The organism is Candidatus Bathyarchaeota archaeon (genome assembly GCA_026014725.1).
Classification (GTDB): domain Archaea; phylum Thermoproteota; class Bathyarchaeia; order Bathyarchaeales; family Bathycorpusculaceae; genus Bathycorpusculum.
Genome location: JAOZHV010000044.1, coordinates 115,522 through 128,309, shown reverse-complemented (window position 1 = coordinate 128,309; position 12,788 = coordinate 115,522). Strand labels below are relative to the sequence as shown.

Genomic DNA, 12,788 nt, shown 5'->3' with positions numbered 1-12,788 from the left:
GGTCGTAGTAAAACCGCCACTGTAACCCAACATCCAAACTGCTTTTTATAGGGGGATAGGGGTAGTGGCAGAGCAACAAACCACGACCATTTATAGTATAAATAAGGGGGTCTATAGTTTTCGTGAGGCTTGTTCGAGTTAGAGTTCAATTATCTCTGCCTCATGCTTCACAGTATCAAGCAATGCAATTGTGGGTTTTCCAGTCAGGTACCCACAGACTTCGCCAGGGTTAATCATCAAGGTTTTGCCTCTGCGTTGTATACCTTTCAAGTGAGAATGTCCATGCACTATAGCGTTAAAGTAGCCGCTGTCAGCCAACGCATTAAGCAGTTCAACTTCATCGCCATGAAGCAAAGCAACTCTATAGTTGCCGTCCACCGTTACTGCTGCAAACCTGTCATGAATTGTGCAATTGCTGGTTTCGCTGAAGCGTTTCTTTAATAGTTCATGGTCTCCATCGTTATTGCCAAAGACACCAACGAGCTTGCAGGTTAATGCCTTGAATTTTGGGATAACAAACCCCGCAACGTAATCGCCAGCATGAAGCACTAAACCGACCTTCTGCTCATTTAGAGTTTGCACGGCTCGCTCTACAAGAGGTAAATTATCATGTGTATCCGAGATTACGCCAACTATCATACCAATCACGTGGTGTTTTTCTCGCGGACGCAATAAAGGCTTTCTATTCCGCATCGCAAATGCCGCTAGTATAACTGAACACTTAGGCACGATTGATGCAAGAACAATGTTAAAATATGGAATATGATAAAAGATATAAGACACAAGACACACTAGCTCATACTTTACAGAGAAAGGAGAAGTGAAAGCAACGCTAGCAAGTAAAACAAAGCGCAGAGACCAATTTGGAATTATGGCAAAAATTCTTGAAATTACAAAAAAGGGTGCACGAAAAACTCAAATAATGTACAAAGCCAACCTGAGCTTTACACAGCTAAACGATTACTTACCATACCTATTAAATAAAAAATTAATTTCCTTAACCTGCAACGGCGACGTAGAAATTTATGTAATAACCAAGAACGGCATAGACTTCCTAAAAAGACACAACGAATTAATTCAACTCCTAAAAACATGCAGCACCATTCAAAAAAGCACAATACAAACCCATATCGTCTAAAGACAACTTAACGCAACTTAATCCAAAATAAACAGTTAAAAGTAAAAGCTCATAGCGAAGCATCTAAACAACCAATCGCCAAAGTTCAACCGCTCTACATGTAGCGCTTATGCGTCTATGCTGCTCCGCTTAGCATTTGTACATCCGATACCTGACCTGTGTCAGCGTAGATTCCAATTGCAACTTCATTTATGCCTCCCACGTAAATTCTGTCAAGACTTAACTTCACATACCAATAAGGTATCAGTGCTACAGAGTTACTACGGGTATGAGGAACAAGCTGAACAGACAAAGGCGTATCTAAAACATTAAATCCAGAAACCTGTTTTCCCTCAATAGTCCAAGTCAACGTTTTAACGTAATTCTTAGCAATATTCACTGCCTGTTCTGCCGTAACAGTCATGCCATCATCTCCTTTAGTGTAGAGGAAATAGCCATCACTCATGGTCGTTAAAACGTTACCTTGAAAAGTCATTTGCAAGCCTTTAGCTTGATAATCAATGTTATTCTCTGTATACATCCAAAACAGCACAACAGTGTTCCCTGAAACAGTTATCTCCAACTTCATATTACCCTTAGTTATGGCCAAGTTGCGAGTTTCGTTAACGGTGGCTAAAAGGTCGCTCATTTCTGTCAGGTACGCATCGCCTGAATAGACTCTGTATCGGGCAAGGATACCTCTAGCGTTTTGTAAAATATCGTAAGGTTCAACTTGAGTAAAAATAGGATAACTCTCAATCATAGTAAGCTCATACCGTGAGAAGTGACCGTTCCTAAACCGTAAATCAATATTCAAATTGCTGGTGCTGCTTTTGAAAGAATACTGCGATTCTTCTTCAGAGACTCCGCCTAAATCAGTCCGCCACTGTACTGTGCTACTTAGCAAGGAAATGGTGTATCGTCTAGTATCTATGTGAGTTATGTTTCTCACAAAATTAGCCATTTTGTCAGTACCTACACCCCAAGCCACCAATTGCTGGTTTTCTTCCAAAAGCGCTTGTTGAGAGCTGGAAAGCTGGTTTATGGTGGCAAATTGAAAAACGGATACGCTTGCCAAAAGCACAATCGTCGCCAGCATCATGCCAAAAATTGCTTTCCCCTTAAAATTAGTCTGATTACGTTTAGGCTCAACTTCACGAACATCCTCTACACCCTTCATGGCGCTCACGGTGGCTAAGCCAAACGCTGACAGCTTATACTTGCCATTATCCAATTTTGAAACTAGTTCGCCTAGGCTTTCAAGGTGATAAGTCAGATGGGGACTAGAAACTCCAAGTTCTTCAACCATTTCCATAAATGTCATGGATTTGTTTCCGAGCATACGGAGAATTTTGCGCCTAACTGGATGCTTAAGTGAAGCGAACATGATAGAGTAGATTTCTTCTTCGTGTGAGTCCGCCATGCCAACCAACTCACAATATTATGTATAATCAAGCTTTAAATTTTACATAAGAAATTAGAAAAAAAGGGCAGGTTAGCATGTTCTTCAGTAGCTACTCAAGGTCTATCTTTATCTGTTAATTGTCGCCTTCTGCTGGATTAAAGATACCTTCCTTGCTTATTCTGAAAATGCGGAACAAGGACACCACTGCTATGATGGCTGTCGCGATAATTATGCCTAAGAGAACAAAGTTTCCAATCCACGACTCTTCGAGTATTGGATTTGTTATCGGTTGAGTTGGAATCACCCGAGTTGACTTTGTCGTTAAGTTTTGACCTGAATTGTCTGATTCTGGGTCTTCAGTAGCCGCGGGGGTGGAAGCAGCAGTGAGTATGACTGTCGACGCAGGTGCAGACGTTAAAATCGGCGCTGGTGAGGGAGTTGCCGTCAGTTGGGGGATAGGAATAGGTGGTGGAGTAGTGGATGGGGTAATTGCGGTGCTTATCGCGTAGATTTTTCCGTCAAACGAGCCAAGGTAGACCACACCATTGGCTACTGAGGGCGAAGAAAATATGAACCCTCCAGTGCGATAGGCCCAAACTAATGAGCCGTTGCGAGTGTTCAAACCAAAGATGTAGCCGTCGCGTGAACCAACGTAAACGGTATTGCCAACAGTTGCAGGAGACGAGTACACATAACTTGAATAGTTTGCCATAGCATACGGATTACTAAACAACCAGCACTTTGAACCCTCATCAGCGCTCAAAGCGTAAACAAAGCCGTCACCAGAATTAACATAAACTTTACCGCCTGCAACAGCAACAGACGAATCGACAAAGCCGCCAGTACGGTAGCGCCAGATTAAAGAGCCATCACAAGCCCTCAATGCGTACACATAGCAATCATGTGAACCAACAAAGACAGCACCGTCAACAACTGCTGGCGAGGAATAGACAGCGCCTCCGGTGCAAAATGACCAGATCAATGCGCCATCGCCAGCGCCCAAGGCATAGACGTAGCCGTCTCCCGAACCGATATAGACGACGCCGTCAACCACTGCAGGAGAAGAAAATACAAAGTCTCCTGTAAGGTAAGACCAGATTTTGGCACCATTAGTAGCATTCAAGGCGTAAACGTAACCAGAATATGTGCCAATGTAAACAACTCCGTTAACCACTGTCGGAGAGGACTCAACTCCGCTGTTAGTTGTAAATCGCCAGATTAACGAGCCATCAGCAGCATCTAAAGCGCAGATGTAGCCGTGTTGACCATCCCATAAGATTCCAATGTACACAACACCATTAACCACTGCAGGAGACGACTCTACCTGACTTCCACTATTATATCGCCAAATTACACTGCCAGTGAACGCGTCAAAAGCATAAACGTAACCGTTATTTGAGGCATCATACACAACGCCGTTAACAACTGCGGCAGACGAACGTACTTTATCGCCAGTGTCAAAACACCAAAGCAACCCGGTCTCAGAAGAGGTCCCAGAGTGCTGTGGGTCATGACGAAACATTGGCCAGTCACCAGAGATGTTTTGTGTGCTTGCCTCAACAGGGTTTAAGCATAACAATGCGGTAGTCAACAATAAGGTTAAAGTAGCAAAAAAGATAACGCCTTTTTTATTTTTCATTCGGTCGTCACCACTTACAACCGAATAAGCTTTGAAATAAAACGGTTCTCGTTAAAGTTTGTTGACTAAATTTAGTAAAGGTTTCTTGACTAAACCCTTTGAAACATTATTTTGGTAAAAGCCTAAAATGCTTAGAGCAGTATCTAGGCTTTGATATATTTAGGTTCAACAATAATCGATGAACACAACGTGTCATCGCCCAGTTAGCCAGCGAAGGCGTAACTTAGGTGATGCTTACGTTCTGAATGTCAAAGTATCGTTTTGCCAAAAAGCGCAGACGTTCGGCGTTCTTGCCGTTCTTACCTATTGCGACGCCCTTGTCTTTAGGGTTGACTGTAATGACTGCCATTTTTTTGCCATCGGTGCGTTCGGTAACCCGTATCTCTCGGACTGCTGCAGGTTTTAGGGCGTTTTTCATGAATGTTACGGGATCTTCGCTGTATTCGATGATTTCGTGTTTTTTGCCTGTCATGCGCTCAAGGGTATGGATGTTTCTGCCGCCTTTGCCTATGGCAACGCCCACTTGGCCTTGGTTGACTATGAAGATTGCGCGTTCTTGTTCTTCGTCGATTATGCAGTCTTTCACGCTGGCGCCGCTTATGCTTTCAAATAAAGCTATGTATCGCATTTCGTCGCAGGTGATTTTTATGCCAGTTGTCAGTTTTTTTCCTCCATTTATTTTTTTATTGTTGTTCAGTTATTTTGAGAATATCTGAGTCCCCAGTTTCACGGATGGTTAAAGCTGAAATAATGAAAAGTTTGTTGCAGACTTCCGCTAAATCCATTGAGTCACCTTTGTATGTTATCACGGGGACGTTAGAGATTTCACCATAGTATTCTATCTTTTCTTTTAACTCTTTTGGACAGTTTGCGGCTAAAACTATCATCTTAGCTTTGCCTGTTTTGGCGTTCTGCAATGCAGCATTGGTTCCAAAGGACACCTTACCTGTTTTCACTGCTGATGCTAACGCTTTATCAATATCTATCATGCTTCTGTTTTTCCTCCTTGCTTTGCTTGCTTCTCGAAAGTTGACATGTACAATTCAACTAAGCCTGTGCCGATTGGTATTGATTGCCCAACTATAACGTTTTCTGTCACACCAGCCAAAGGATCACTTTCACCTTTAACCGCTGCCTCAACAATGTTAGGCACAGTAATCTCGAATGCGGCGCGCGCAAGCACACTGGCTTTCTTGCCGCTGATTCCGTGTCTGCCGATTTGCTGGACATCACCTGTAGTGGTCATCATGTCTGCCACGAGCATAACGTGACGCACATCAACATCTAAGCCTTGATCTTCCAAGACACCTTTAGCTTCATGAACTAACGCATTTCTTGCCGCTTCAACGCCTAGTGTTTTTGCGATTTCGTGAATGTTGTTGGTGGTTGTTCTTGACGTGTCTACTCCAGGAACCTCTAGGACTTTGGCAAGGTTTGACCCGTCAGTGCGGATAACCCATTCGCCACTCTCTTCGGTTACAAGAACACGTTTAATGTCAGGCACCCCTTTAACTTGGAAGCCTGGAATCTTTGCAAGCATCCTCTTGATTTGCTCAGCCTTCTTTGGCTTAATTTCCACTGTATTATCAGTTATTGTTATAGTAGCATTCTGCAACTCTAACCGCTCTTTGAGCTCATCCATTGTTATGTTTCGATCATCCATCATTTGCTTGTTAAGCTCGATTATGATTTCTTCGCGAACAGGGTCTTCGTAGATTGCTGAAGCGAGGTTCTCAACCGAAGTATAGATGATGTTTCGTGCAACTTCAACTGCCGCTTCCTTGCTCTTGGCATGTTCACCTGTCAAGTAGATAGTCATAATTGGCGTTGATGGAATTCTACGTGCGTCTACAATTTCGATCAGTCTTGGTAAACCTAAGGTAACGTTTTGTTCTTTGACACCTGCATAGTGGAAGGTTCTAAGGGTCATCTGAGTGCCAGGTTCACCGATTGATTGCGCGGCAACTATTCCTACTGCTTCACCGGGCTCCATCAAAGCACGTTTGTATTGTTCTGCAGTAAGAGTCGCTGCACGTTCAACACTTTTCTCTGTGAGCTTGTTTTTGGCAAAACTTTGTTTTAATTGGTTTAGTAATATAGGTGTTAGTTGGTTTTCTACAGCTTTGAGTTGCTTTTTGATGAAGTCAGCTGAAGCTATCTCGCCTTTTTCTTGACCAATTTTGATTTGTTCAATAAGTCGACTAACGTTGACGGCTTTTCCGTGGTCACTTTTTGCTGGGTCAACACCATCTTCGCCATAACGGAACTGAATAATGTCCCCTGCTGAATCACGAACAGTACTATCATATTCCAGTCGGATGTGTTCAAGTGCGTTAATTAGCCTTCGCTGCATGTAACCACTTTGTTGTGTACGAACGGCAGTGTCAACTAGACCTTCTCTGCCACCCATAGCGTGGAAGAAAAATTCTATCGCATCCAAGCCTGTTTGGTAGGAGTTGTAGACGAACCCTCTGGCTCTTGGTCGTGGGTCATTAGGTGTGAAGTGGGGAAGTGCACGGTCTGCATATCCCCTGAGAATACGTTTGCCTCGGACGGATTGTTGACCAACACAAGCCGCCATTTGACCGATGTTTAAGCTTGAGCCTCTTGCACCAGTTCTTGTCATGACAATGCCTGCATTTTCTAAGGTAAAGTCGTCGTCTGCTATTTTGCCTGATTCGTCTCTGGCTGTTGCTAGTTCGTGCATAACATAGATTTCAAAGGATTCTTCGAGTGTTTGCCCTGGCAAACGTGGAAGGGTTCCGTTGCGGTAGTTTTCGATGTGTTCATCGATTTTTTTCTGTATGCGATCCATGGTTTTTGCCATGCGGTTACGAGCCTTGGGCGAAAGAACCAGTTGGTCATAGGTGTAGCTAAAGCCCCTCATTGAAATGAACGTTTTAAGCATGTGAGTTATGTTGTTTAGGAATTCTCGTCCTGCCTGAGTGCCGTAATCTTTGATGATTCTGTGAAGTAAGCTTTCGGATTGCTCAGAGCCGATTGAGCGCCTGTCAATGATGCCTGAGACGAGTTGCCCATTTTTAACGACAACATATGCGTCGTGCTTGCATTCTTGCTCTTCACATTTTGCGCAACCTTGGCAAATGTTTGCCTTCAAAACATAATTGAGCGTTTTCGGCAAGAAGAGACTGAATATTTGTTTGCCTGACCACATAGGCACTGGCTCTGTGATTTCTGGCTCTGGTAAATCGCCTGTATAGTTGGTTGTTGTAAGCAGCCTGTCAATTTGGCCTCTGGTTAGGTAATTGCCTTTCCTTGTGAAATAGTATGCGCCAGTGATAAAGTCTCTGATAGCGCCGATGATTGGCCCACCGAATCTGGGAGATAAGATTTGATCTTGAACCTGCATGAGCAGAAGTGATTCTGTTCTTGCTTCTTCGCTTTGTGGAACGTGAAGGTTCATTTCGTCTCCGTCAAAGTCTGCGTTGTAAGGCGGGCACACACATAAGTGCATTCTGAACGTCTTGTATGGTAAAACCCTGACATAGTGAGCCATGATTGACATGCGGTGGAGTGATGGCTGTCGATTAAAGATGGCGATGTCACCGTTTTTGAGATGCCGTTCAACAATGAATCCTAATTCGACCGCTTCAGCAATTTTGGTTCGGTCAACCACGAATTCTAACCTGATGCGTTTGCCGTCTGGGCGGATGATGTAGAGTGCGCCTGGATAGTTTTCTGGACCGTTAATGACAAGTTTCTTCATTTCCTCAATATTCCAAGCAGTAACTTTTTCTGGAACAGAAAGCCGCATAGCAACATCTATTGGAACTCCGACCTCGTTTATGTCAAGGTTCGGGTCAGGTGAGATAACGGTACGTGCAGAAAAGTCGACACGTTTGCCTGAAAGGTTGCTTCTGAAGCGTCCTTCCTTGCCCTTCAACCGTTGCGACAGGGTTTTTAGGGCTCTGCCACTGCGGTGCCTAGCTGGCGGGATACCTGAAGCTTCATTGTTAAAGTAAGTGGTAACGTGATACTGCAGTAATTCAGAGAGGTCTTGTATGATGAGTGTTGGTGCGCCTGCTTCCATGTTTTCTTTCAAACGTTGATTGATACGTATAATGTCTACGAGCTTGTGTGTTAAGTCATCTTCAGAGCGGATACCTGATTCAAGAGTGATTGATGGTCGCACATACACAGGCGGAACAGGCAAAACCTGCAATACCATCCATTCTGGGCGTGCAACCTTCGGGTTAAAGCCCAAAATTTCAAGGTCTTCGTCTGAAATACGTTCAAGCCTTTCTCGTATCATGCTGGGTGTTAATGGTTCAGAGCCCGTTTCAGTTTGCTCTATGAATTTGGTTGGCTTCTCAAAAGTTATCTTGTACTGCACAGATGCGCAGTAGGGACATTGTTTAGCTTTGATTTCAGCCATGATTTCCTTGTAAACTTCATCAGGGATAGTTCCCAAAAGCTCATTGAACCGCTCAATTCTCTGTCGTGCTTTTTTGGCAGCGTCCTCAGAGAGGAGAATCCGACCGCAAGTACGGCAAGTTGATTTTAAGAGGTCAAAAATAATTTTTGTGAATTCAATGTGCACGATTGGTACAGCAAGTTCAATGTGGCCAAAGTGTCCTGGGCAACGGATGGCAGTGTTGCCGCATGTTTTGCATCTTTGCCTAGGTTCCAGCGTTCCTAGTCTGCCGTCCATTAAGCCAGCAGTGATTGGTGCACCGTCTTCGTCGTATGTGTCTGGGGTTTGGATTTCAACGACTGATTGTTTTCTTAGGTCTTTTGGTGAGATTAGTCCGAATGAGATTTCATCAACTACTTTGTGGATTAATTCTTCCTGTGCCATGTTAAGCCTTCTCCTTTAAGCGTAATTTGGGTGTAATACACAAGCTCTGAAGCTCCTGCAACAAAAGCTTGAAAGCGTAGGACACGATTACTGGCGCAATCTTTGCTTTCTCGTCACATATCTTGCAGACATAACGCCTCTGCTTCATGTCAAAGTAAGCGATTTGCCCACAATTCTCGCAAATGTAGAGCGTGTACTTGTCAGATTCTTCCAACAGCCTGTCACGCAAAAGCATGGCAGCTCCGTGACCAATGAGGCAGTCTCGCTCCATTTCTCCGAATCTGAGACCACCACCGCGGGCACGTCCTTCAGTTGGCTGTCTTGTCAGCATCTGCACTTGACCGCGAGCTCTGGCATGGATTTTGTCAGCAACCATGTGGTGAAGCTTCTGGTAGTACACTATACCGACAAAGATGTCTGCGACAAATTTCTCGCCGGTGGTTCCGTTGTAGAAAACTTCGCTTCCTGTTTGGCTAAAGCCAAGTTTTACTAGGTTCTTGCGGATTTCGTCTGGTCCTTCGTTTGAGAATGGTGTGCCGTCCCCTGGTTTGCCTCTTGCGGCTGCGGCTTTGCCTGCGAGCGATTCGATGAATTGGCCGATGGTCATTCTTGAGGGAATAGCATGCGGGTTAATTATCAGGTCTGGAACTATGCCATCTTCTGTGAAGGGCATGTCTTCTTGCGGAACAATCAAGCCGATGACTCCTTTCTGTCCATGCCGGCTTGCGAACTTGTCGCCGAGTTCTGGGACACGTTGATCTCGGACTCTGACTTTAACGAGTTTACTACCTTCGCCAGATTCAGTAATGAATATGCCGTCAACAATTCCTGTTTCCGATGGTCTCATATCAATTGAGGTGTCACGCATAGAAGGCCCTTTGACTTCAAATTCTTTGTATTCTTCGAGGAATCTTGGCGGGCTAATTCTGCCGATCAAAACATCTCCGCCAACAACTTGAGATTCAAGGCTGATGATGCCGTCGGGTTCAAGCAGGCGGTAGTATTGTTCTCCGCGGTATCCACGTGTACCCGGCTCTGGAACTCTGAATTGGTCTTTTAAGCCACCGAGGTACTGGCGGCATTCGGCTTCGTAGATGCGGTAGAAGGTTGAGCGTGCTAGGCCTCTTTCGATTGAGGCTTTGTTGAATATGATGGCGTCTTCCATGTTGTAGCCTTCGAAGCTTAGGACTGCGACGACACAGTTTTGTCCTGTGGGGCGTTGCTTGTAGCCCATGACTTCCATAAGCTCGGTTTCAACCATGGGTACTTGCGGATAATGCAGTATGTGTGAACGCGAGTCAACTCGGTGGTGGAAGTTTGTGCCGTAAACGCCTAGAGCTTGTTTTGCCATTGCTGCTTGGTAGGAGTTGCGTGGTGACTGGTTGTGCTCTGGGTAGGGAATGGTTGAGGCGCAGATTCCAAGAATTGTGTAAGTTGCGATTTCAACATGGGTGTTTTCAGGTTTGACTTCGTCGTAGGATATTGCGATGTAAGCGTTTTCCTCTTCTTCAGCGTCAAGGTATTCGACTAGACCGTTTTTGATGAGGTCTTCCCATGTCCATTCGCCTAAACCGATTTTTTCAAAGTGCTTGCTTTGGAGCTTTGGAACTCCGTTTTCTACGATTATGAGTGGGCGTCTGACTCTGCCTTCGTCGCAGTTAGCGTGAACTTCTTCGGTTTCTGTTTGCTGCTTTGAGAAGTATGTTATGTTAACTTCGGTGGATATTTCGCCTGATCTTCTTTTTTGGCGGAATGATTCAACCATTTCTTTCGGGTTGTTGCAGTATCCAATGATGTTTCCATCAACGAAAACTTTGGCGCCTGAAATCCGTAAATCAGTGCTGGCTTCGTAGGCGGGTACAGTACCCATTTCGAAAAGTAACTGTTTAATTTTATCAGGGTTTACGCCGACTGCGATGGATGCTGATAGTGCTAGGTTTTTGACTAGGCCACAGTTTGAGCCTTCAGGGGTTTCGTTTGGGCATAGTCTTCCCCAGTGTGTTGGGTGTAAGTCTCTGGCTTCGAAGTTCGGTTGACTTCTGCTCAAAGGTGACTGAAGCCTGCGCAGGTGACTTAGGGTTGAAATATAGTTTGTTCGGTCGAGGAGTTGGGTGATGCCGACTCTGCCTCTGCCCCAGTTGCCTGTTGCCAGAGCATGTTGGAATCGTTCGGTTATGATTCCGGGGCGGACTGCGGCTGAGACGGTTATGATTGGGCCTTTTACGCCGATGCGTTCGAGTTGGTATTTTATGTCGCGTGTGAGGTTGCGGAATGATACGCGGAAGAGGTCTGCTAGGAGTGGCCCTCCGAGGCGTAGTCGTTTGTTTTTGAAGTGGTCTTTGTCATCTGGTTGGCGTCTGCCCATTTTTAGTTGGATGACGCGGTATGCCATTTCGCCGAGGAATATGGCTTTTTCTTTGCGGTTTTTGTCGCTTCTGCCTAGGTGGGGGAGGAAGTTTTTGTCTAGGGCGGTTTCGGCTTTTTGGAGTCGGTATTCTTCGACTTGTCCGTGTGCAACGCGGTTGCCGATGAAGAGGATGGCATCTTGGGGTGTGTCTACACCGATTGCTTTTTCGAATGAGGCTGCAAGTTGGGTTTGGATGTCTGGGTCGAGTGAGACTGCTTCGGCGATGTCTTTGTCTTTTTCTAGGTTGAGTGCGCGCATGATGACAACGAAGGGGATTTCTGTTGGGACTCCTGGCATGGTGACGTAGATTGCGTCGTCTGATTTGAGTTTGAGTTCTATGCGGGCTCTGAAGCCGACTGTTGTTGAGAAGATTTTTGCTTGATAAACAGGCGCTGTGCCTTTGTCATCTATGTCGACGATTACGCGGTTTGGTGCGAGGTCTTCCATGGCGACGATGACTCGTTCGGAGCCGTTTACGACGAAGTATCCTCCTGGGTCGTCTGGGTCTTCGCCTGCTGCTATGAGTTCTTCTCTGCTGAGTTGGCTGAGGAAGCAGAGTTTGCTTTTGAGCATGACTGGGATGTTGCCGATGTAGACGAGTTCGGTGTCTTGTTCCCTGCCATCGATGACTGGGGTCATTTCCAGCGCGATGGGGGCTGCGTACGCCAAGTTTCTTAGGCGTGCTTCCATGGGGTAGATTTCGTGTTTTGTTCCATCTACTTCAGTTGCGTATGGTCCTGTTATGCGTGATTGTGGGTCGATTACCCAGATTTGGCCTAGTTTGACTTTGTAGGGGCTTTCTGGGACTTCTATGGGGATTTCGCCTACTTCGTCAACGACCTCTTGGAGTCCGTGGTCGATGAATTCGTTGTAGCTGTCGAGGTGTTGGCGTACTAGGCCTTTTTCGTTGAAGAATGTTTTGAGGAGGTAGTGGATGTCTTCTTTTTGGATTTTTTGGGTGGTTGTGGTCACGTTTTTAGTTCTCCCGTGAGTTTGTTGTTTGTGAGTTGATAATTATGTTTAGTTGAGTGGGGGTTTTCAATTTTTTAATTCCTCCGAGGTTGGACATCCGATTTGAAAAAGGGTTTTAACTTTTCTAAGAGCACAAACACATGCTACGTACCTATCATATAAACTTTTTTATGTGTATTGGTTGTAAAGTGTAGGGTTGTTAAAGTTTCGTAGAGTTGTTGGTTTAATTTTTGTTTGTTGAGTTGCGTTGTGCGGTGTAATTGGTGTTTTGCGGCAGGGAAGCGGTTGTGATGTTTTTTGGGTTTGCCTGTGGAGTGGGTTTACGTGAATCGCCCAAAAGTAAGGTTGGTTTTAGCCGTCTTTTCACCTCGAGTTTGGCTTAGTTAGCTTTTTTTAACACTTAAAATACCGAATAGTGCTTGCCTATAA

At 45.0% G+C, this 12,788-nt stretch carries 8 protein-coding genes; 1 reads left to right on the top strand and 7 read right to left on the bottom strand.

Features of this window, described 5'->3' with window-relative positions; genetic code table 11:
• Positions 1-138: 138 nt before the first annotated feature.
• Positions 139-693, bottom strand: a complete 555-nt coding sequence (locus NWE95_08120; GenBank protein MCW4003860.1) for a metallophosphoesterase — start codon at positions 691-693, stop codon at positions 139-141.
• 127 nt (positions 694-820) lie between these two features.
• On the opposite strand from NWE95_08120, the gene NWE95_08115 reads away from it, so the two are divergent.
• The gene (locus tag NWE95_08115) at positions 821-1,138 is read left to right on the top strand and encodes a winged helix-turn-helix domain-containing protein (protein ID MCW4003859.1); all 318 of its coding nucleotides are present in this window, start codon (positions 821-823) and stop codon (positions 1,136-1,138) included.
• A gap of 115 nt (positions 1,139-1,253) precedes the next feature.
• Here NWE95_08115 and NWE95_08110 read toward each other — a convergent pair whose 3' ends face one another.
• The 6 genes from NWE95_08110 to NWE95_08085 all read right to left on the bottom strand — a co-directional run bounded on the left by NWE95_08110 (position 1,254) and on the right by NWE95_08085 (position 12,338).
• Entirely contained in the window at positions 1,254-2,540 is a 1,287-nt protein-coding gene (locus NWE95_08110) for a winged helix-turn-helix domain-containing protein (GenBank protein ID MCW4003858.1), read from the bottom strand.
• Positions 2,541-2,655: 115 nt separating this feature from the next.
• Positions 2,656-4,161, bottom strand: coding sequence for a PQQ-binding-like beta-propeller repeat protein (locus NWE95_08105; protein ID MCW4003857.1), 1,506 nt, complete (start codon positions 4,159-4,161; stop codon positions 2,656-2,658).
• Positions 4,162-4,384: 223 nt separating this feature from the next.
• Positions 4,385-4,804 carry a NusA-like transcription termination signal-binding factor gene (locus NWE95_08100; protein ID MCW4003856.1) on the bottom strand — a complete coding sequence of 140 codons (420 nt, stop codon included), beginning with the start codon at positions 4,802-4,804 and terminating at the stop codon, positions 4,385-4,387.
• A 40-nt stretch (positions 4,805-4,844) separates the two neighbouring features.
• Entirely contained in the window at positions 4,845-5,150 is a 306-nt protein-coding gene (locus NWE95_08095) for a 50S ribosomal protein L30e (protein MCW4003855.1), read from the bottom strand.
• Positions 5,147-8,980 carry a DNA-directed RNA polymerase subunit A' gene (locus NWE95_08090; GenBank protein ID MCW4003854.1) on the bottom strand — a complete coding sequence of 1,278 codons (3,834 nt, stop codon included), beginning with the start codon at positions 8,978-8,980 and terminating at the stop codon, positions 5,147-5,149. Before NWE95_08090 ends, NWE95_08095 begins: the two co-directional genes overlap by 4 nt.
• Position 8,981: 1 nt before the next feature.
• Positions 8,982-12,338: a DNA-directed RNA polymerase subunit B gene (locus tag NWE95_08085; GenBank protein ID MCW4003853.1), complete on the bottom strand. Its 3,357-nt coding sequence runs from the start codon at positions 12,336-12,338 to the stop codon at positions 8,982-8,984.
• Between the last annotated feature and the right edge of the window lie 450 nt (positions 12,339-12,788).